Origin of the sequence: Mesorhizobium sp. YL-MeA3-2017, assembly GCF_030814575.1 — a bacterium.
GTDB classification, from domain to species: domain Bacteria; phylum Pseudomonadota; class Alphaproteobacteria; order Rhizobiales; family Rhizobiaceae; genus Mesorhizobium; species Mesorhizobium terrae.
Map to the genome: position 1 here is coordinate 2,130,189 of NZ_JAUSVH010000001.1, position 20,900 is coordinate 2,151,088.

Consider the following 20,900-nt stretch of genomic DNA (forward strand, 5'->3'; position numbering starts at 1 on the left):
GCCGCGACCTTTCCTTGCTCCTTGCGGGAGAAGGAGCGCTTCGCCTACGGAATGTCTTCCGGGCGCCGCCCCGGCCGGCTCTTATAGGGTGGAAACGACCAGCCGAACTTCAGCGCGCCGCCACGGATCGCGAGCGCCGCCAGGAAACCGGCGGGATAGGAAATCTGCGCTGGCAGGAGGATGAGGTCGCAGGCTGTGTAGACACAGGCGCCGACGATCGCCGCCGTCACATAGACTTCCGGCCTGAGCAGCACCGAGGGCTCACCGGCCAAAAGATCGCGCAGGATGCCGCCGAAACACGCCGTCAGCATGCCCATGACGATCGACACCGCCGGTGAGCCGGTGATCGCCATGCCCTTGGCGGCGCCCATCACGGCAAAGACGGCAAGGCCGATCGCATCCAGCCACAGAAGCAGCTTGTAGCGGGACTCGACCCGGTGCGCGCCGAAGAACACGACCAGGGCGACCAGCGTGCAGATCAGCACATAGTCGCGGTTGCCGATCCAGAACACCGGCACACCGAGAATGAGGTCGCGGAAGGTGCCGCCGCCGACCCCGGTCACCGCCGCCAGGAAAACGAAGCCGACGATGTCGAGTTGCTTGCGCGAGGCCGCCAATGCCCCGGTCGCCGCGAACACCGCGACGCCGGCATAGTCGATGAAAGTGATGATGGGCATCGGGAGCCGGCGGATTAGATGAGGTCGGCAGTCGGCAGTCGGCAGTCGGCAGTCGGCAGTCGGCAGTCGGCAGTCGGCAGTCGGCAGTCGGCAGTCGGCAGTCGGAAAAACATACCGCGATGCTGAGCCGACGCAAGCGCCCCGCCCCGACAGGCGGAAATCAATGCCTACCGCTTGTTCCGACTGCCGATTGCCGACTGCCAATTATGCCTGATCAAGCATCCTTCTCGGCCTGCTCATTGACCGGGCCCGGTTCGGTCGGCTCGGCGACCAGCTTGGGGCCGCCCTTGGACACGCCGACCATGGCCGGACGCAGCACGCGTTCGCCGATCGAATAACCCGGCTGCACCACCTGCACGACGGTGTTGGCCGGCACGGCCGGGTTCGGCACTTCGAACATCGCCTGGTGGAAGTTCGGGTCGAACTTTTCGCCCTGCGGCTCCAGCCTCTTGACCCCGTGGCGTTCCAGCGCGCCGAGCATGGCGCGCTCGGTGATGTCGACGCCTTCGATCAGCGCCTTGAACCCGGCATCGCCGGAGGCCTTGGCTTCCGCCGGGATCGCTTCCAGCGTGCGGGCGAGATTGTCGGAAACCGACAGCATGTCGCGCGCGAAATTGGCGATCGCATAGCTGCGCGCATCCTGCACGTCGCGCGCGGTGCGCCGGCGCAGGTTCTCCATCTCGGCCGCGGTGCGCAGCGCCCGGTCCTTCAGCTCTTCGTTTTCCTTGATGAGGCGCACCAGGGCTTCATAGTCGCCTTCGACGCCGCCTTCGGTGCGTTCCGCCTCGGCTTCCGCCGCCTCAATATCCTCAGGCGCGCGTTGGTCTTTTGCCTGGTCGCTCATCGCCGTTTCCCGTCATGTCGATTGGTTCTGGATTTGTGCCCGATATCGAGGTTTGCCGCTGAAAAATCAAGGGCAAAGACCGAACGCGCCGGCAGGCCGGGTATCGGGGGATACGACGATTTAAGTCAAATTTTACCCTATTCCCGTTCGGCGCTTGCCAAATTGTCGCTGTCCAGGAACGATTCAGTGGCGGGGAAGTTTCAAGGTCGACTACTGCATCGGCCAGAAAATCGGAATCGATTTTCGGTAGGCACGATGCAGCAGATACAAAGTGTTAGAGCGTCCTTTGCACGTCCAATTGGACGCGCGGCGCTTTAGGGATTTGAGACCATGCCACGCACCAACGCAGCCAAACGCGACCAGCTGACGACCCAGATCAGGCGGCAGTTCACGGACCGTTCGACGCAGCGTTTCCTGCATGCGCTGCCGGCCTTCAGGGTCGTGAACGAGATTCCCGAACCGCTCCGCACGCTTCTGGAGCGGCTCGACGCGCAGGAAAGCCGCGCCCAGCATCAGCGCTGAGAGAACGCCCTCGCCTCGAACCGGCGAACCGATGATGCGACCGCTTCAGGCGGCCGCGGCCTTCATCATGTCCGCCGCCTTCTCGGCGATCATGATGGTCGGCGCATTGGTGTTGCCGCCGATCAGCGTCGGCATCACCGAAGCGTCGACGACGCGCAGGCCGGAAAGCCCTCTGACGCGCAATTGCGGATCGACCACGGCCATGTCGTCCGTGCCCATGCGGCAGGTGCCGACCGGGTGATAGATAGTGTCGGCGCGAGCGCGGATGTGGCTCATCAGCTCTGCATCGCTGGTCGCGCCTGCCGAATAGAGTTCCTTGTCGCGATATCTGGCAAGCGCCGGCGCGGCCAGGATGGAGCGCATCATCTTTGTTCCCTTGAGCAGCAGCGCCGCGTCGCGCTCGTCCGAGAGATAGCGCGGATCGATGCTTGGCGCGGCCAGCGGATCGGCGCTGGCCAGCGTCACCTCGCCGCGCGAATGTGGCCTCAGCACGCAGACATGGCATGAGAAGCCGTAACCCATATGCAGCTTGCGGCCGTGATCGTCGACGATGGCGATGACGAAATGCAATTGCAGGTCCGGCCGCTCCTGCGACGGGTCGGACTTCAGGAAGGCGCCGCCCTCGGCATAGGGCGTGGCGATCATGCCGGTGCCGTCCCTGCGCCATTGCAGGATGTTTTTCACCAGATTGACCGTGCCCTTGGCGCCGAGGCCGAACATGTCGGTCTCACGGGATTTCCAGGAGATGATGAAATCGAGATGGTCCTGCAGGTTCTTGCCGACACCAGGCAAATCGTGCGCCGAAGCCACGCCCCGCGCCGCCAGTTCGCCGGCCGGGCCGATGCCGGAAAGCAGAAGCAGTTGCGGCGAGCCGAAGGCGCCGCCCGACACCACCACTTCGCGGGCGGCCTGGGCAAAGGCTTCGCCATTGGCGGTGCGGTAGCGCACCCCGATCGCCCGCTTGCCGTCCAGCACGATGCCGGTGGCGTGCGCGCCGGTCACCACCGTCAGGTTCTTGCGCCCCATCGCCGGGTGCAGATAGGCGGCAGCCGCCGAACAGCGCTCGCCGTTGCGCCTCTCGCCCCAGAACTGCGTGACCTGGTAGAGCCCCGCACCTTCCTGCTCCTCGCCGTTGAAATCCTCGTTCAGCCGGATCTGGTTTTCGCCGCAGGCGGCGACGAAGGCACGGCTGAGCGGGCGCGGGCTTTGCTGCTCGCCCACCCGCAGCGGCCCCTCGCCGCCATGCAGCGCGTCAGTGCCGCGCTGGTTACCCTCGGCGCGCTTGAAATAGGGCAGCACCTCGTCCCACGACCAACCGGTGCAGCCGGCCTCGGCCCAGTCGTCATAGTCGCGACGGTGGCCGCGAATATAGAGCATGGCGTTGATCGCGCTCGACCCGCCCAGCGCCTTGCCGCGCGGCTGGTAGCCCTTGCGCCCGTTGAGGCCCGGCTGCGGCACCGTCTCGAACGCCCAGTTCTTGATTTTCGGCCGCCCCGGCAACAGCGCCACGACGCCAGCCGGCGCCCGGATCAGCATATCCTTGCCTTCGCCGCCAGCCTCCAGCAGGCAAACGCTCACCGCCGGGTCCTCCGAAAGCCGCGCCGCGATCACCGAGCCCGCCGAGCCGCCGCCGGCGATGACATAGTCGAACTTCATGCTGGCCTCCCCGGGCTGCCGGCGGATATTTCCGTCCGGAAGCCAAAGAGAAGACCCAAACGCCAGGGTTGTAAAGAGATGCAACCCGCTACCGGGGTTGGACTTTGGGCCGGTCCGCTCGGTGGCCCACCGTCGCTTGTGGCGGCAGGTCATCGCATGGACGCTGGAGGTCGAAGGCTCCACCCGGTTTTGCCGTCGCCTCCTGCATCGCAGCGGCTTTCGCCGGCGTTCCGGCATGGATTCCCGACACTCTCCGCTCCCTTCGGTCGCTCACGAGGTCGGGAATGACGGAGCTGTATTTGTGACCCGTGCTAACTGTCCACGTCGGCGTTTGATGTCAGCACGGTTGGTGCCAGCACGGCGCACCCGTCCGTATCGCACGGCCTTCGCGGCTGAGAACATCCAGGCTGATGAGTAGTGAGGCGAGAAAAAGAAACTCCGTCATTCCCGACCTCGTGAGCGACCGCAGGGAGCGGAGAGTGTCGGGAATCCATGCCGGAACGTCGGCGAAGGGTGCAATCCGCGCGCGACTGCCGTCACTTGCAGCCCGGCATCATCGATTTCAAAAATTTCTCAGTTCGGCCTGCGGCGCCAGCTGTAACCGCCCGCCGGCGCGGAAGCCTGCGCCGCCGGCTGGTAGTAGAGCGGCAGGCCGTCGAGGCGGCCTTCTTCCAGGCGCTTCAAGAGCACCGGGTTCGTCACCTCGAACTCGTCGAAGCCGACACGCAGCATGTGCGGCAGCTGGTCAACCAGCACCTGGCCGGTCGCCCTGACCGCGCCCTCGAAACCATGGCGGCTGCGCAACAATTCGGCCTTGGAGAAGGAGCGCCCGTCGCTGAAGGCCGGGAAGGCCAGCGCCACCAGCGAAAGCTGGTCGAGGAGGCCGACGATCTTGTCCAGCTGGTCGCCCGGCAGCAAGGCGACGCCGAGGCGCTCCTTGGCCGATTTCCGCACCTGCGGGTCCAGATCGAGGAACGCCTGCAGCGGCAGGATGAAACGACCGTTGCCGGAAAGCGCGTCGGCGGTTTCGGCATGGGTCCAATCGTCCTCGCGGAACCCCTTCGGGGTCCACAGACGCGGCGCCGGCGCGGCGCCGGCCTCGGATTTGATCTCGGTCATGAAGGCGAGCATATGGCTTATTCTCGGACTAGTTTCCAGTGGAGTCTCCTCTCCCCGTTCACGGGGAGAGGATGCCGGCAGGCAGGTGAGGGGCATCGGTGACATTGCGAAGGTTGGCGCCGCCCCTCATCCGGTCCTTCGGACCACCTTCTCCCCGTGAACGGGGAGAAGGGGTTGGAGCTAAAGCGACGCATCCGTCAGCGACTTCTCCAGTCCGGAGAGATGAATGCCGCACTCGGTCTTGGCGTGGCCCGCCCAGCGGCCGGAGCGCGCGTCCTCGCCCGGCTGCACCGGCTGCGTGCACGGGAAGCAGCCGATCGACAGATAGCCGTAGGCGACCAGCGGATTTTCGCGCAGCGCATGCTGGCGCATATAGTCGGCCTGGTCGGCGGTGGTCCAACGCGCCAGCGGGTTGATGCGGATGCGCGAGCCGACCGCCTCGAACACCGGCAGCGCGGCGCGGGTCGACGCCTGGAAGCGCTTGCGGCCGGTGAACCATGCCCGGTACGGCTCGACGCCGCGCGCCATCGGCTCCACCTTGCGCACGTCGCAGCAGGCGTCTGTGTCGGTCTCGTGCAGCCTGCCGGTCGGGTCGATACGGGCAAGTGCCGCCGCCTCGGGCGACACCACCTGGATGTTGGTCAGGCCGAAATCGGCGGCGAGCGCGTCGCGATAATCGAGCGTTTCCTCGAAATGCTTACCGGTGTCGAGGAAGATCACCGGCATGTGCCGGTCGACAGCGGCGATCATGTGCAGCAGCACGGCCGAATCCGCGCCGAAGGAGGACACGGCGGCGATGCCGTCCGCGAAAAGCTCCCGCGCCGACCGCTCGATCACGGCGCGCGCATCAAGATGGCCGTACAGCGCGTCGAACGCGGCGGCTTGCGCCGCCACCCCGCCCTCGGCGGGAGCGGCCTGGTCAAGCGGCCTTGGCTTCGCCAGCATAAAGCGCCTCCTTGAACGGCGCCGGCCCGACGCGGCGATAGGCATCGAGAAATTTTTCCTTGGCGTCGAGGCGGATCGAGAGATAGGTCTCCACCACCGTCTCGATGGCGTCGGTAATCTCGTCCGGACCAAAACCGCGGCCGATGATTTCGCCAACCGTCGTGTGTTCGTCGGCCGAGCCGCCGAGCGTCACCTGGTAAAGCTCCGCGCCCTTCTTCTCGACGCCGAGAATGCCGATATGGCCGACATGGTGGTGGCCGCAGGCATTGATGCAACCAGAAATCTTCAGCTTCAATTCGCCGATGTCGCGCTGCCGCTCCAGCGACGCGAAACGCTTGGAGATGTTCTGCGCCACGATGATCGAGCGGGCATTGGCCAGCGCGCAATAATCGAGACCCGGGCAGGCGATGATGTCGGAGATCAGGTCGGAATTGGCGGTCGCCAGACCGATCTCGACCAGCTGGTCATAGATCGCCTTCAGGTCGGCCCGCGCCACATGCGGCAGGATCAGGTTCTGCTCGTGGCTGACGCGCACCTCGTCGAACGCATAGGTCTCGGCAAGGTCGGCCACCGCGTCCATCTGGCTGTCGGAGGCATCGCCCGGTACTTCGCCGATGCCTTTGAGCGAGATCGTCACCGCCGCATAGTCGGGATTGCGGTGGGTGACGACGTTCTGGTCGAGCCATTCGCCGAAGCTGCGCGAATCCAGCCTTGCCAGCTTGACCGCCTGGTCGCCTTCCGGCCGCGCCGGCAGCACCGGCGGCGCGAAATAGGCGTCGATCGCCTTGATGTCGGCTTCCGGCAGCGTCAGCTCGCCATCCTTCAGCTCGGCCCATTCGGCCTCGACCTGACGCGTGAATTCCTCGACGCCGGTCTCGTGCACCAGGATCTTGATGCGCGCCTTGTATTTGTTGTCGCGGCGTCCGTGCAGATTGTACACGCGCAGGATCGCCGTGCAGTAGGACAGAAGATGCTCCTCGGGGAGGAAGTCGTTGATCTTCTTGGCCACCATCGGCGTGCGGCCCTGGCCGCCGCCGACATAGACGGCAAAACCGAGCTCGCCGGCCGCGTTCTTCTTCAGATGCAGGCCGATATCGTGCGTCTGGATGGCGGCGCGGTCGCGCTCGGCACCCGTCACCGCGATCTTGAACTTGCGCGGCAGGTAGGAGAATTCCGGATGCACGGACGACCATTGCCGAAGGATCTCGGCATAGGGGCGCGGATCGGCGGCCTCGTCGGCGGCGGCGCCGGCGAAATGGTCGGCGGTGACGTTGCGGATGCAGTTGCCGCTGGTCTGGATCGCGTGCATCTCGACCGAGGCGAGGTCGGCCAGGATCGCCGGGATATCGGACAGCGCCGGCCAGTTGAACTGGATGTTCTGGCGCGTGGTGAAATGGCCGTAGCCCTTGTCGTATTTGCGCGCGATGTGGGCCAGCATCCTCATCTGCTTCGACGACAGCGTGCCATAGGGCACGGCGATGCGCAGCATATAGGCATGCAGCTGCAGATAGACGCCGTTCATCAGGCGCAGCGGCCGGAACTGATCCTCGGTGATCTCGCCTGCAAGGCGGCGCTCGACCTGGTCGGTGAACTGCGCGACGCGGGCCTGCACGAACTGATGGTCGAACTCGTCGTAACGGTACATGTCTTAATCCTCCGAGTGCCGAAGCACCCGCTTGTCGTGGTCAGGCCGCGTTCGGGCGGGCCTGTTTGCCGAGATCGTTGCGGTTGGTGGGGCCGGTCGCGCGGATCCGTTCGCGCAGGCGCAGCGGTTCGATAACGCCGTCGACGACGTCGACGTCGATCAGGTTGACGTCGACAACCTCGTTGGCGGCGAAGGCGGCGGCGCCGATCGCTTCCAGCCGCTCCTCGGCCGTCTTGTCGCCAGCCACTTCCGACTTGTCGATCGTCTCGGCCCAGGCGCCGCCGGCATACCAGACGGCCTCGCCGTCGGTGAGGCGGTTCGCGGTCAGGATCTTCATGATACGGCTCCTTCGACGGCAGCCAGCACCGCCTCGTTGTGTCTGTGGGCGGCAAGCGGCTCGGAACGCTCGAAATTGGCGCCGGCAACCGCGTCGCCGATAATGGTCATGACCGGGCCGGTCAGGTCGCTACGCGCCTCCAGCGAAGGCAGGTCGGCCAGAGTGCCATGGAAGCGGCGGCGCCCGACAAGGCTGGCGTTCTCGACCACGGCGACGGCGGTGTCAGGCGACAACCCGGCTTCGATCAGCCGCCCGGCGACGTCGGCAGCAACGGTGCGGCCCATATAGACGGCGACGGTGGCGCCGGAGATGGCGAGCTTCGCCCAGTCCGGCAGCGAGCCGCCCTTGAGGTCGTGACCGGTGGTGAAGACCATCGAGGAAGTGACGCCGCGCAGAGTCAGCGGCAGTTCGAAATCGGCGGCGGCGGCGAAGGCGGCGGTCACGCCCGGCACGACCTCGTAGGAAATGCCGGCCTCGCGCAACGCCGCCATCTCCTCGCCGGCGCGGCCGAACACCAGCGGATCGCCCGATTTCAGGCGCACCACGCGCCGGCCTTCGCGGCCAAGCGAAACCAGCAGCGCGTTGATTTCCGACTGCGACTTGGAATGGCAGCCCTTGCGCTTGCCGACCGGCAGGCGCTCGGCGTCGCGGCGGCCCATGGCCACCACCGCTTCCGGCACCAGCGCGTCGAACACGATGACGTCGGCTTCCATCAACAGACGCTGGGCGCGCAGGGTCAAAAGGTCTTCCGCGCCCGGACCGGCGCCGACCAGCGCAATGTGGCCGCTGAAGGCGGTATTGGAGAGCAGCAGTTTCGAGGCGGCATCATGCGCGGCCGACAAATCGCCGGCTTCCGCCGCGCGCGCCGGCGAGCCGGCGAAGAAATCCGCCCAGAACCGCCGGCGGCGATTGCCCTTGGGCAGGAGCTTTTCGGCGGCGCCGCGGAAGGTGGCGGCAAGGGCGGCCAGCGGACCGAGCGACGGTGAAAGCAATTGATCGATGCGTGCGCGGATCATCTGCGCCAGCACCGGACCGGCTCCTTCGGTGCCGATGGCGACCGCGACGGGCGCGCGGTTGACCAGCGCCGGCGTGAAGAAATCGCACAGTTCCGGCCGGTCGACCGCGTTGACGGGAATGTTTTTGGCCCGCGCATCCTGCGCAATGCGCCGGTCGAACGCCTCGTCGCCGGTCGCTGCAAAAACCAGCACCGCACCCGCCAGGTGTTCGCTGCGATAGGTATCGGCGATGCGGGAAGCGCCGTTTTCGGAGATCCAGGCAAGCAGCGCCGGCTCGGCACGGTCCGCCACGATGCGCAAGCTGGCGCTCGACTGGCCGATCAGCCGCGCCTTGGCCAGCGCCTCTTCGCCGCCGCCGACGATGACCACGGCTTGCCCTTCCACCCGCATGAAAACGGGAAAGGCATTAAGCTTGGGCACGGTATGCGGCATTGCGGTAAGACCCTGAACAGTCTGGCATTTCTAACCGCAACCGGAAAAGTTCAGAAGGAACGCACTCGCGCACCCGGCAATTGAAGGCAATCGCTTTTCTGAAAGCTCAAGGGGCCGGAGAATAATTTTCTAGCGCGCGACAATAGCGGCGCGCCCGAGCCTGCCTCTCCCCCGATAAGCGGCATGTTTAGCGGTGGCGAGCCCTCGCCGCAAAACAGATTTTTCTAATTTCTATCTATTTAGTAGAATTAAGGGGCGCCACCTCGTGCGACCGGCAGCGCCGGCAAACGTCACGCCACATGCATTTTCTGAGGCCACGCGGGTTGCACGGCACCGCCCCCGTCCCCATTATGGAAAAAGGCGGCGGCTCAGGGCGGCGCTCATCCGACATCGTCAAATTTCGAAAGGCGCTCCATCGTCCATGCCGCATGACACCCCCCTTATCGCTACCATCGTCGTCGGTCTGGGGTTGGCATTCGTCTTTGGCGCCATAGCCAATCGTTTCCGCATCCCGCCATTGGTCGGCTATCTGCTGGCCGGTATCCTTGTCGGCCCGAACACGCCCGGTTTCGTCGCCGACCAGGGGCTGGCGCTGGAACTGGCCGAGATCGGCATTATTCTGCTGATGTTTGGCGTCGGCCTGCATTTTTCGCTGAAGGACCTTTTGTCCGTACGCGCCATCGCCGTGCCCGGCGCCGTGGTGCAGATCGGCTTCGCCACCCTGCTCGGCTGGGGTCTGGCCTGGATACTCGGCTGGTCGCTCGGCGCCGGCCTTGTCTTCGGCCTGGCGCTTTCGGTGGCCAGCACCGTGGTGCTGTTGCGCGCGCTTCAGGAACGGCGGCTGGTCGAGACCGAGCGCGGCCGCATCGCCGTCGGCTGGCTGATCGTCGAGGACCTCGCCATGGTGCTGGCGCTGGTGCTCCTGCCGGCGCTGGCCGGTGTGCTCGGCGGCGTCGAGCAGGCGCCCGCACCCGGCGGCTTCTACGGGCTGGCAGCCGATTACGGTGTCTGGGGCGTTGTCGGCGTCACGCTGGCCAAGGTCGTCGCCTTTGTCGTTCTGATGCTGGTGGTCGGGCGCCGGGTCATCCCTTGGATCCTGCACTATGTCGCCCACACCGGCTCGCGCGAATTGTTCCGCCTCGCCGTGCTGGCGGTGGCGCTCGGCGTCGCCTTCGGCGCGGCCAAGCTGTTCGGCGTGTCGCTGGCGCTCGGCGCCTTCTTCGCCGGCATGGTGATGAGCGAGTCCGAGCTCAGCCACCGCGCGGCGGAGGAATCGCTGCCGCTGCGCGATGCCTTCTCGGTGCTGTTCTTCGTCTCGGTCGGCATGATGTTCGATCCGTTCAGCATCATGCAGCACATCGGACCGGTGCTGGCGACGCTGTTCATCATCGTCATCGGCAAATCGCTGGCCGCCTTCGCCATCGTCATCCTGTTCGGCTACCCGATCGCCACCGCGCTGATCATTTCCGCCAGTCTCGCGCAGATCGGCGAATTCTCCTTCATCCTGGCCGAGCTCGGCGTCGGCCTGAAGCTCTTGCCGGAGGAAGGCCGGGATCTCATCCTGGTCGGCGCGATCCTGTCCATCATCCTCAATCCTGTGATGTTCTTCCTCGTCGACCGGCTGCGGCCCTGGCTTGAGCAGCGGCGCGGCGCGGAAGGCGCGGCGGCGGCTTCGACACCGATCGGCCCGGCGACAACGCCGGGACAGGTCGCCACCACCGGCGAAAAGCCGGAGGAGGATGGCCCTCCCCCGCCGACCACCCTAACCGGCCACACCATCCTGATCGGTTATGGCCGGGTCGGCAGCCTGGTCGGCGTCGCCCTGAGAGAGGCCAACGAGCCGTTCCTGGTCATCGAGGATGCCGACAAGACCGTGACGCGGCTGAAGGCGGACGGCGTCGAGACCGTGGTCGGCAATGCCGCCAAGGAAGATGTTTTCGCCGCCGCCAATGCGGCACGCGCCAAGCGGCTGATCCTCGCCATTCCCAACGCCTTCGAAGCCGGCCGCATCGCGCTTCTGGCCCGTGCCGCCAATGCCGACATCGACATCGTCGCCCGTGCCCATTCCGACGCCGAGGTGGAACATCTGCAGGGCCTCGGCGCCACCACCGTCATCATGGGCGAGCGCGAGATCGCACGCGGCATCGTCGAGGCGGTGCTGAAACCGGAGCCGAGCCGGCCGGCGGGCGAGCCGATAATCGCCAGCTAGAGCTTGCTATGGACGATCTGTCCAGGCTCGCTCCTCCTCCCCTCAAAGCGGGCTGCCGCATGTCGTGGCAGATGTGGCAGCGCGTCCCTTCTCCCCTTGCGGGAGAAGGTGGATCGGCGCGTAGCGCCGAGACGGATGAGGGGTGTTGGAAGAAATGGGGCCATGCACCGTCTAGCATCCCACCCGATGTTGGTTTGCGAATGAGTAAGGTTGTACTCCGTCCAGCACCCCTCATCCGACCTCGCCTTCGGCTCGGCCACCTTCTCCCACAAGGGGAGAAGGGACCTGCGTCTAAGGCCTGACCGTCTTTGCCTTCTCGACCCGGCCGACCTTCCGCTGTCCCACAAGCAGCCTGGCGCGGTCGCGCTCCTCGGCGGTGCGGCGCGCCCGTGCCGCCAAAAGATCCTTGCGGGCGACGAGGCCGACCAGCCTGCCCGCGGCATCCACTACCGGAACCCGGCCGATGCCGCTTTCGGCCATGCGGTCGGCGAGATGGCCGACCAGTTCGTTCGGGCTGCCGAACAAAAGGTTCGGGTCGAGCACGTCCTCGAGGATCGCCTCGCGATCGGGCGCCTGATTTTGGCCAAACCAGGCCAGCACGTCGCCGCGTGAGACCATGGCGATGACGACGCCGTCCTCGGTGACGACGGGATAGCTCTTGTGGCGGTGCTCGGTGCTCATGAAATAATCGATCGTCTGGCCGACGCTCCATGACGCGTCGACCGCGTCCGGTTCCTTCACCATCACGTCCTTGACCCAGGTCTGCTCGAAGGGATCGGCCTGGTATTCGCGCGTGATGTGCAGGCCGCGCCGGGCGATCTTCTCCGTCAGGATCGAACGCTTGAGCAGCAGCACCGTGGTGGCGTAGGCGATGGCGCAGGCAATCAACAGAGGCAGCAGCGCGTGCTGGTCGCCCGTCAGCTCGACGCCGAACAGCGTTGCCGTCAGCGGCGCGCGCATGGTACCGCCCATCATGGCAGCCATGCCGAGCAACGCCCAGAAACCGACATCGGCCTGCGGCAGCATCGGCGTCAGCAAGGCGCCGAGCGCGCCGCCGAAGATCAGCAATGGCGCCAGCACGCCGCCCGACGTGCCGGACCCCAGCGCCACCGCCCAGATGATGGCTTTCACCACCAGAAGCAGCAGCGCCGCCTTGAAGACGAGGTCGCCGGACAGGAGATGGCGGATGTTGTCGTAGCCGACGCCGAGCGCCGACGGCTCGATCAGCCCGCCGATGCCGACGACGAGGCCACCGATCATCGGCCACCACATCCAATGGATCGGAAGTTTCTGGAACAGGTCCTCCGAGCCATAGACCATCGCTGTCAGCAGGCCGGAGCCCAGCCCCATGATCAGCCCGACGGACATCCACGACAGGAAGGCCGGCACCGAGGGCGCCATCTGGCCGGCATAGGCAAACAGCGGCGCCGGGTCGAGCAGCAGCGTGCGTTCGGCTGCCGCCACCGCCGCGGCAACGACGACGGGCAGGAAGCTGCGCGGTTTCCATTCGAACAGGAGCAACTCCACCGCCAGAAGCACGGCGGCAAGCGGCGTGCCGAAGATCGCGGTCATGCCGGCAGCGGCGCCCGCCACCAAGAGCGCCTTGCGTTCGCCGGAACTCAAATGGATCGTCTGCGCGATCAGCGAGCCGACGGCGCCGCCGGTCATGATGATCGGGCCTTCCGCGCCGAACGGGCCGCCGGTGCCGATCGAGATCGCCGAGGACAGCGGCTTCAGCACCGCGACCTTGGCGCTGATGCGGCTCTTGCCGATCAGGATAGCCTCGATCGCCTCGGGTATGCCGTGGCCGCGGATCTTTTCCGAGCCGAACCGCGCCATCAGGCCGATGATCAGGCAGCCGACCACCGGCACGACCACCATCCCCCAGCCGAGCGGCGAACCGGAGATCGGCAACGCTTCCAGTGACAGCCGACCGTAATAGGCGATGTTGGTGCAGAGCGTGATCAGCCTGAGCAGAACCCAGGCCGTGCCGACCGCCGCCGTGCCGACGACGACAGCGACCGCCATCAGCATCAGCACGCGCGTGTCGGCGGTGAAGTCGCCGGGTCGCGGCAGGGCGTGCTGGGCCGAAGGCGGGAGCGGCCGGGCGCGCGTGGCTTCGGCTGGCTTGTCGGTCTGGGTGGATATAGGCATATGGGCTTCAATCGCTGATGAGTTTATATCGCACTACGATATAATTTCAGGAAAGGAAACGATCCGGTGATCAAAAAAACCGAGCCGGGCTCCGTACGGCCCAATCCGGCCGACCCGGGCGAGGTCGACTATCGTTCGCTGGCCGAATTCCGCTATGCGATCCGAAAGTTCCTGGCCTTCAGCGAAACGGCGGCCGGCGAGGCCGGCCTGACCGCCCAGCAGCATCAGGCCATCCTCACCATCAAGGGGCTGGGCGAAGGCGACGGCCTGTCCGTGGGCGAGCTGGCGACACGGCTGTTGGTGCGTCATCACACCGCCGCCGAACTCGCCAACCGGCTGGAGGAAGCGGGCCTGGTCAAGCGCCGGCAGGATCCGAATGACGGCCGGCGCGTGCTGTTGTCGCTGACGCCGGAGGGCGAAAAGCGCCTGCTCTCGCTCTCCAGCATGCATCTCGACGAAATCGGCCTGATGGCGCCGCAGCTCGTGTCGATACTGGCCAGGCTGAGCGGCCGTGAAGGGACTGCCCGCTAGAGCAAAGGCACTCCGAAGGAGCTGCCCGCCGGCGGCGCCTCAGCCGCCGCCCAATATGTCGAGGATCGAGGTTCCGCGCTTCTTCGTCGGCCCGCCGACATCGCCCGGCGGCACCGGATGATCGATCGAAGCGGTGCTGCCGTCGTCGCTTGGCATGGCAACGCCGTTCCGCTGGCCGGCCTGGCGCACCGCCCGCTGCGGCTGGGAGGCCGAAGCCGTCGGCACCGCCTGACCGGGTATCGGCGCCGGCGGTTCGATGTTGAGCGGGATGTCGTCCTGCACGATCGCGTCGGACGGCGTCGAGCGCCAGGTGCCGGGCAGCGGCTTCACCGGCACGCCCTCATGCGCGGCCATCATGAATTCGTGCCAGGCCTGCGCCGGCAGCGCGCCGCCGGTGACGTTCTTCATCGCCGTTCCGTCATCGTTGCCGAACCAGACACCCGTGGTCAGGTTGGCCGTATAGCCGACGAACCAAGCGTCGCGCGAATTCTGGCTGGTGCCGGTCTTGCCGGCCGACGGCCAGCCGAAAGCCGCCTTTTTGGCGGTGCCGACCTCGACCGTACCCGACATCATCGAATTCATCATGCCGATGATCTCGGTGCGGGCCACGCGCGGCGCGGTCGCTTCCTTGGCCTGGTAGAGCACCTTGCCGTTGCCGTCGGTGATGCGGCGCACGAAATGCACGTCCGGCCGGTAGCCGCCATTGGCGAAAGGCACATAGGCCGAGGTCAGTTCCAGCGGCGTCACTTCCGAGGTGCCGAGCGCGATCGCCGTGTTGTTCTGCAGGTCGGACTGGATGCCCATGCGATGCGCCGTGTCGATGACGGCGTTCGGCCCGACTTCCATGGTGAGCTGCGCCGCGACCGAGTTGAGCGACTTCGCCAATGCCGTCGCCAGCGTGACCTTGCCGTAATATTTGCCCTTGAAATTGTCGGGCGACCAGTTGCCGATGCGGATCGGCGCGTCGTTGCGGACGCTGTCGGGCGTGCGGCCGGCCTCCAGCGCCGTCATGTAGACGAAGGGCTTGAAGGCTGAACCCGGCTGGCGGCGCGCTTCCGAGGCGCGGTTGAACTGGCTGGTCGCGTAGTCGTAGCCGCCGACCATGGCGCGCACCGCGCCCGAATTGTCGATCGACACCAGCGCGCCCTGGCTGACATTGAGCTTCTTGCCATTGGCGTCGATCAGCTCGCGGATCGATTTCTCGGCGAGCTTCTGCAAGTTCATGTCGATCGTGGTTTCGACCACGACGTCGCCACGCACGTCGCCGATCAGGTCCGGCAGTTCCTCCACCACGGTGTCGGCGACATAGTTTTCGGATCCGGTCCAGTAGGACGGCGCGCGCACCGCGGGTGCCGCCATCGCCGTCTTCAGCTCCTTGTCGCTGATCATGCCTTCGTCGCGCATCACGCCCAGCACGACCTGCGCCCTGCCCTCGGCTGCCTTCGGGTCGCGCGCCGGCGAAAAGCGCGACGGCGCCTTGAGCAGGCCGGCCAGGAGTGCTGCTTCCGACAGGGTCACGTCGCGGGCGCTCTTGCCGAAATAACGGCGCGACGCCGCCTCGACGCCATGCGCTCCGGAGCCGAAATAGACCCGGTTCAGGTACATTTCGAGGATCTGGTCCTTGGTGTGCTTGTGCTCCAGCCAGATCGCCAGAAGCACCTCCTGCACCTTGCGCTCCAAGGTGCGGTCCGGCGTCAGGAACAGATTCTTGGCAAGCTGCTGGGTCAGCGTCGAACCGCCCTGGCGCAGACGCCCGCCGAGAAGGTTGGTGAACACGGCGCGGGAAAAGCCGATCGGGTCGATGCCGTAATGCGAATAGAAGCGCCGGTCCTCGATGGCGATGACGGCCTCGGGAATATAACGCGACATCTCGTTGAGGCCGACGGCCTCGCCGCCGCTCATGCCGCGGTTGGCGACAAGCTGGCCCTCGACATCGACGATCTTGATGTTGGGGGCGCGGTCCGGCACGCTCCAGGTCGTCGCCGCCGGCATCTTGGCGCCGTAATAGATGACGATGCCGGCACCGGCGATGCCGCCCCAGATGGCCAGCACGAAACACCAGTAGACGAGCCTGGCCAACAGCCCCATGCGGCCGCGCTTGCGCCGGCCGCCACGGGCCGCCTTCGCCTTGGCGCTGCCACGCTTTTTGGAGGATTTCCGGTTTCCCGGCACGACGCGATCCTCTTCACCGACCGAAAAACCAGCCGAGGCAGGCGTTTTCGCCGTCCCCTCGAAGCTGGGTTCGATGCGTCTGTCCCTGCGGTCCGCCATGCGCTGCCGATAGTCCCGATGCCGATGGCGCTCCCGTTGCAGAGTAGATACGGCGGTTTAAGGGCGCGTTAAGAGCCTAAAAATCGAAACAAAGGAAAATCAAAGGGTTAAGGTCAAACCACCTGTTGAATGCCGGCAGAACTTCGACCCTGGCGCCGGCGGGAACAAACAATCCACCGTCCTTCCGGCTCTTTATCGTCTGGTAACCACACGGCCGACCAGGCGCGGGCGTTGCCCAAAAATACGTCATTTGCCGTATGTGCCCGGCCTCATAGGCCGTTCATTGAAGGCGCCGGTGTCGCGTCGAAGGCGCGGGCGCGACACGGCGCCATCGGCGCCTGCTCAGCGCCATGGATGGCCCTGGGCCAAGTGATGAAGGGAAAGATCATGAAGACGATTATGGCTGCGGCCATCGCGTCGCTGATGCTGTCGGGAGCAGCTTTCGCCGCCGCGCCGATGATGGGCAATGGACCGAAACCGTCGGTGCAAGCGACCGGACAGGGCGATGTCCTGCTCACCGCGGGTTCCAAGGGCACGCGCTCGCATACGGGCACGTCCAGCTCCGGCAAGCCCAGCGGCCAGGGCCCTGTCGGCACCCCCAGCAAAGGAGCCTGCGCCGGCTGCTGACGCGATCATCTAGAGAACATTCAAGACGTTTGCCGCCCGTCCCGGTTCGCCGGGGCGGGTTTTTCATGCCGGAACCGCAGACGGCAGCCGTCAACTACTCTGCAAAAACAGACTATATAACTCTTTCGTGATCGAACGTATCGGAACCTTGTTCGACCGCCACCGTTAGTGGGCGCTTCCTGGGGATTCTCATCCCACTCGAAGTCAGGCATGTCCCTCCATGCTCTGCAACGGCCCGCCGCAACACCCCCTGCGACGGGCCGTTCAATTTTTAAATCCACACATCACTCTTGCGACACGGAGCCTTTGTTCGGCCCTCATGCTGGAGTATAGTGGCCCTAATCAAAACGTTCTGACTGTTTGGGAGGTAGTCCATGAACCGCCTGCAGTTTGTCGTGCCGGTCCGCCTTTCGCACGGCCCGGGTCATCCGATGAAGGAAATTGACAGTGTCGAGGAAGCGACCGCGTTTCTGCGGGCGTGGCCGGCGGGTCGCCGCGGGCCGGTCTACAATTGCGCGCTGAACTGCTGCCTCGCCGCCGAGGCCGGTCAGCTGAGCGCTGACGACGCCCGCAGATCTTTCGCCGGCTTCATCCGCATCAGCGGCATGGTCGTCGATGACAGAATGGGCCCATACGCGGTCGACCACAGCCACGAACGGCCGATGCGCCGCAGCGCCTGAGGGGTCGGGCCTGCCTGCCACGGGGACAGCCGGTTTTGCTGAAGAGCATTTCCAGGAAGCGCGCTTCCTGGAAGCGATCGGCCTGCGCGACTGGCGCGTCAGGCCGTGTTGGGTACGTCGAGCCTAGTTGACCCGGTCAAGCCTGCTGGACCTGGTCAAGCCTGCTTGACCAGCCGGATCAGCACCAGAAGGATGATCGCGCCGATGGCGGCGTGGATGATCGAGGCGATGATGCCGCCGCCCAGGCTGATGCCCAGTCTCGGAAACAGCCAGCCGGCGATGAAGGCGCCGACGATACCGACGACGATGTTGCCGATCAGGCCGAAGCCGAAGCCCTTGACGATCAGGCCGGCCAGCCAGCCGGCGACCGCGCCGATGACGAGGAAGACAATCAGACTTTCGACACCCATGACATTCCCTCCGGAACATGGGCTGAAACGCGCCGAAGCTGCGAATCAGGCCCCGGTTGCAATGCCGGAACGATAATTCAACCTGCGGGGAAAAGCCAAGCATGGGGTGGCGCCCCTTCTCCCCTTGCGGGGTGAGAACCCGGTTCGCCGGAGGCGAATTGAAAGGTCCAGTGGACCTTTCAAAGGGTTCGAACGCCCGAGGCTATGCCGAGGGCTAGGAGCAAGATGCAATCCTGCCCCTCGCGGAGCTCGGGGCGTTCGAAGCTCAAAAAGCGCGGACAACCTCAGCTGTCGTCGTCATCGTCGCCCGAAGCCGGGCGCCAGCTCGTTGGGTCGATCTTCTTCTGGGTATGGCCGTCGATCGCCGCCCACCAGCCAATATCGTTGGGATCGACATCGCCGCCAAGCGCCTTCAACCGCTCGGCGGAGCGGTATTGCGCGATCGACTCGTTCATCACGCCGTTGCCGTCCGTCCAGTAGACGGTGACCTTGGAGCCGTCCTTGGGCGCGGTCGCGATCGGTTGTCTGGCAGCCATCGTCAAGCCTCCATCAGCCCGGCACCGGCATGGACAGCCCGCGCCGGTCAGCTGTGGGCGAAGATATCCTCTTCGTCCCAGCCCATCAGGTCCAGTTTGGCACGGGTCGGCAGGAAGCGGAAGCAGGCTTCGGCCTCCCTGGTCCGGCCGTCGCGCGCCAGCCGCCCGGCCAGCACGTCGCGCAGCCGGTGCAGGTAAAGCACGTCGGAAGCGGCATATTCGAGCTGTTCCGGCGACAGCGTCTCGGCCGCCCAGTCGGAAGACTGCTGCTGCTTCGACAAGCCGACGCCGAGCAGTTCCTGGCAGATGTCCTTCAGGCCATGGCGGTCGGTGTAGGTACGCACCAGCCTGGACGCGATCTTGGTGCAGAACACCGGCTCGGGCATGACGCCGAAGGCGTTGTAGAGCACGGCAAGGTCGAAGCGGCCGAAATGGAACAGCTTGGTGATCTTGCGGTTCTTCAGGAGCGCGGTGAGGTTCGGCGCCTTCTTCTGGCCGGCCGCGATCTGGATGACGTCGGCGGAGCCGTCGCCGGGCGAAATCTGCACCACGCAGAGCCGGTCGCGATGCGGGTTCAGCCCCAGCGTCTCGGTGTCGATGGCGACCGCGTCGACATCGTAATGGGCAAGGTCGGGCAGGTCGTTTTTGTGAAAACGGATGTTGCTCATGGTCGGTCTGCTCAGCGGGTCAGTGCGTCGAGGATGCGCGCCCAGGAGCGCTGCCCCTTGTGGAAGGAGCTCATCTCGTACTTCTCGTTGGGTGAATGGATGCGATCGTCCGACAGGCCGAAACCGACCAGCAGCGATTCCATGCCGAGGAAGGTCTGGAAGTCGCCGACCACCGGGATCGAACCGCCGCTGCCGATCATGACGGCCGGCTTCGGCCATTCGTCCGACAGCGCGTCCTTGGCCTTGGTCAGGAAGGGCGATTCGTAGGAAAGCTGGATTGCCGGCGAGCCGCCATGCGGATGAAACTCGACGGAGCAGTCGGCGGGCAGCCGCTCCTCGACGAATTTGCGGAAGGCGGCGCGGATCTTGTCGGGATTCTGCTTGTGCACGAGGCGGAAGGACACCTTGGCCGAGGCTTCCGCCGCGATCACCGTCTTGAAGCCCTTGCCGGTGTAGCCGCCGGTGATGCCGTTGAACTCGGCGGTCGGGCGCGCCCAAACCAGTTCCAGCACCGAGCGGCCTTTTTCGCCCGACGGAACCGACAGGCCGATCGGGCCAAGGAAAGTCTCGGTGGTCTCGCCCAGTTGCTCCCACGATTTCAGCACCTGCGACGGCGTCTCCTCGACGCCGTCATAGAAGCCGGGAATGGTGACACGACCGGTCTCGTCATGGATGTCGGCCAGGATCCTGGCCAGGATGCGGATCGGATTGGCGGCGGCACCGCCATATTCTCCCGAATGCAGGTCGCGATTGGCGGCCTTGACGGTGATCTCCTCGCCGACGAGGCCGCGCAGCGTCGTCGTGATCGCCGGCGTGGTCTCGTCCCACATGCCGGTATCGCAGACCAGCGCGAAATCGGCCTTCAGTTCCTTGGCGTTGGCATCGAGGAACGGCTTCAGCGACGGCGAGCCGCTTTCCTCCTCGCCCTCGAACAGGATGGTGACGCGGCAGGGCAGCGAACCGTGCTCGGCCTTCCAGGCGCGGCAGGCTTCCACGAAGGTCATCAACTGGCCCTTGTCGTCGGCCGACCCACGGCCGGTGATGACCTTGCGGCCGGGCTCGGTCTCCTTGATCTTGGGATCGAACGGATCGTCGTGCCAGAGATTGAGCGGGTCGACCGGCTGCACGTCGTAATGGCCGTAGAACAGCACATGCGGCGCGCCGGCCGGGCCGTCGTGATGGGCGACCACCATGGGATGGCCGGGCGTGTCGCGCACCGCGGCGTCGAAGCCGATGGTCTTGAGGTCCGCCACCAGCCACTCCGCCGCCTTGCGGCAGTCGGCCGAAAAAGCCGGATCGGTCGAGATCGACTTGATCTTCAACAGATCGAACAGCCGCGCCAGGCTCTGGTCGAGGCTTTTGTCGAGACGGTCGAGGACGGGGCTGAGAGCGGTCATTGCGGGCCTTCCGATCAATCAAGGACGATTCCGCGGCGACCCTAATGGAAGAGCCTGTGGAAGGAAACCGCCAGCGACCCTCTGGCTCACCGTTCCGTCTCCGCTGCAATTTCGAAGGAGTTTGAAAATTTGGAAGACTGCGTGGAAATCGATCAGGCCGAGGCGAAAATGGCGAGGCGCGAGCACCGAAGCGGAGCGTACTTTCAGTACGTGAGCATCGGAGC

19 protein-coding genes are annotated in these 20,900 nt (G+C 65.5%); 5 read left to right on the forward strand and 14 right to left on the reverse strand.

Features of this window, described 5'->3' with window-relative positions:
- Nucleotides 1–44 precede the first annotated feature (44 nt).
- The gene (locus QFZ88_RS09970; RefSeq protein ID WP_024927199.1) at nt 45–677 is read right to left on the reverse strand and encodes a trimeric intracellular cation channel family protein; all 633 of its coding nucleotides are present in this window, start codon (nt 675–677) and stop codon (nt 45–47) included.
- A gap of 214 nt (nt 678–891) precedes the next feature.
- Nucleotides 892–1,521, reverse strand: coding sequence for a nucleotide exchange factor GrpE (gene grpE, locus QFZ88_RS09975; RefSeq protein WP_024927198.1), 630 nt, complete (start codon nt 1,519–1,521; stop codon nt 892–894).
- 330 nt (nt 1,522–1,851) lie between these two features.
- On the opposite strand from grpE, the gene QFZ88_RS09980 reads away from it, so the two are divergent.
- Nucleotides 1,852–2,043 (forward strand): hypothetical protein, encoded by a 192-nt coding sequence (locus tag QFZ88_RS09980; protein ID WP_024927197.1) that lies wholly within the window; start codon nt 1,852–1,854, stop codon nt 2,041–2,043.
- A 45-nt stretch (nt 2,044–2,088) separates the two neighbouring features.
- On the opposite strand, the gene QFZ88_RS09985 is transcribed toward QFZ88_RS09980, so the two are convergent.
- From QFZ88_RS09985 to cysG, 6 genes are all read right to left on the reverse strand, one after another.
- A complete protein-coding gene (locus tag QFZ88_RS09985; protein WP_024927196.1) occupies nt 2,089–3,699 on the reverse strand; it encodes a GMC family oxidoreductase in 1,611 nt (536 codons plus the stop codon).
- A gap of 573 nt (nt 3,700–4,272) precedes the next feature.
- Nucleotides 4,273–4,830, reverse strand: a complete 558-nt coding sequence (locus QFZ88_RS09990; protein WP_244431360.1) for a DUF934 domain-containing protein — start codon at nt 4,828–4,830, stop codon at nt 4,273–4,275.
- Between the two features lie 168 nt (nt 4,831–4,998).
- Nucleotides 4,999–5,763 carry a phosphoadenylyl-sulfate reductase gene (locus QFZ88_RS09995; protein ID WP_024926756.1) on the reverse strand — a complete coding sequence of 255 codons (765 nt, stop codon included), beginning with the start codon at nt 5,761–5,763 and terminating at the stop codon, nt 4,999–5,001.
- Entirely contained in the window at nt 5,738–7,408 is a 1,671-nt protein-coding gene (locus QFZ88_RS10000) for a nitrite/sulfite reductase (protein ID WP_024926755.1), read from the reverse strand. Before QFZ88_RS10000 ends, QFZ88_RS09995 begins: the two co-directional genes overlap by 26 nt.
- 40 nt (nt 7,409–7,448) lie before the next feature.
- Complete coding sequence (locus QFZ88_RS10005; protein WP_024926754.1) at nt 7,449–7,745, reverse strand: DUF2849 domain-containing protein; 297 nt, start codon at nt 7,743–7,745, stop codon at nt 7,449–7,451.
- Nucleotides 7,742–9,193: a siroheme synthase CysG gene (gene cysG / locus QFZ88_RS10010; protein ID WP_024926753.1), complete on the reverse strand. Its 1,452-nt coding sequence runs from the start codon at nt 9,191–9,193 to the stop codon at nt 7,742–7,744. The genes QFZ88_RS10005 and cysG overlap by 4 nt, the downstream gene beginning before the upstream one ends.
- 421 nt (nt 9,194–9,614) lie before the next feature.
- Between cysG and ybaL the strand changes: the two genes are divergently transcribed.
- Nucleotides 9,615–11,402 (forward strand): YbaL family putative K(+) efflux transporter, encoded by a 1,788-nt coding sequence (gene ybaL, locus QFZ88_RS10015; RefSeq protein WP_024926752.1) that lies wholly within the window; start codon nt 9,615–9,617, stop codon nt 11,400–11,402.
- 291 nt (nt 11,403–11,693) lie between these two features.
- Here ybaL and QFZ88_RS10020 read toward each other — a convergent pair whose 3' ends face one another.
- Entirely contained in the window at nt 11,694–13,556 is a 1,863-nt protein-coding gene (locus QFZ88_RS10020) for a chloride channel protein (RefSeq protein WP_024926751.1), read from the reverse strand.
- A 66-nt stretch (nt 13,557–13,622) separates the two neighbouring features.
- Between QFZ88_RS10020 and QFZ88_RS10025 the strand changes: the two genes are divergently transcribed.
- A complete protein-coding gene (locus QFZ88_RS10025) occupies nt 13,623–14,087 on the forward strand; it encodes a MarR family winged helix-turn-helix transcriptional regulator (protein WP_244431356.1) in 465 nt (154 codons plus the stop codon).
- 39 nt (nt 14,088–14,126) lie between these two features.
- Here QFZ88_RS10025 and QFZ88_RS10030 read toward each other — a convergent pair whose 3' ends face one another.
- A complete protein-coding gene (locus tag QFZ88_RS10030; RefSeq protein WP_024926749.1) occupies nt 14,127–16,358 on the reverse strand; it encodes a transglycosylase domain-containing protein in 2,232 nt (743 codons plus the stop codon).
- A 387-nt stretch (nt 16,359–16,745) separates the two neighbouring features.
- On the opposite strand from QFZ88_RS10030, the gene QFZ88_RS10035 reads away from it, so the two are divergent.
- Both QFZ88_RS10035 and QFZ88_RS10040 read left to right on the forward strand, forming a co-directional pair.
- Complete coding sequence (locus tag QFZ88_RS10035; RefSeq protein WP_024926748.1) at nt 16,746–16,985, forward strand: hypothetical protein; 240 nt, start codon at nt 16,746–16,748, stop codon at nt 16,983–16,985.
- Between the two features lie 374 nt (nt 16,986–17,359).
- Nucleotides 17,360–17,665: a DUF982 domain-containing protein gene (locus tag QFZ88_RS10040; RefSeq protein ID WP_024926747.1), complete on the forward strand. Its 306-nt coding sequence runs from the start codon at nt 17,360–17,362 to the stop codon at nt 17,663–17,665.
- Between the two features lie 155 nt (nt 17,666–17,820).
- Here the strand turns inward: QFZ88_RS10040 and QFZ88_RS10045 are convergent, their stop codons facing one another.
- The 4 genes from QFZ88_RS10045 to QFZ88_RS10060 all read right to left on the reverse strand — a co-directional run bounded on the left by QFZ88_RS10045 (nt 17,821) and on the right by QFZ88_RS10060 (nt 20,676).
- Nucleotides 17,821–18,075: a GlsB/YeaQ/YmgE family stress response membrane protein gene (locus QFZ88_RS10045; protein ID WP_024926746.1), complete on the reverse strand. Its 255-nt coding sequence runs from the start codon at nt 18,073–18,075 to the stop codon at nt 17,821–17,823.
- A 284-nt stretch (nt 18,076–18,359) separates the two neighbouring features.
- Complete coding sequence (locus tag QFZ88_RS10050) at nt 18,360–18,611, reverse strand: hypothetical protein (protein WP_024926745.1); 252 nt, start codon at nt 18,609–18,611, stop codon at nt 18,360–18,362.
- A gap of 47 nt (nt 18,612–18,658) precedes the next feature.
- Nucleotides 18,659–19,279, reverse strand: coding sequence for a ribonuclease D (locus tag QFZ88_RS10055; RefSeq protein ID WP_024926744.1), 621 nt, complete (start codon nt 19,277–19,279; stop codon nt 18,659–18,661).
- An 11-nt stretch (nt 19,280–19,290) separates the two neighbouring features.
- Nucleotides 19,291–20,676, reverse strand: coding sequence for a M20/M25/M40 family metallo-hydrolase (locus QFZ88_RS10060; protein WP_024926743.1), 1,386 nt, complete (start codon nt 20,674–20,676; stop codon nt 19,291–19,293).
- Nucleotides 20,677–20,900 lie beyond the last annotated feature (224 nt).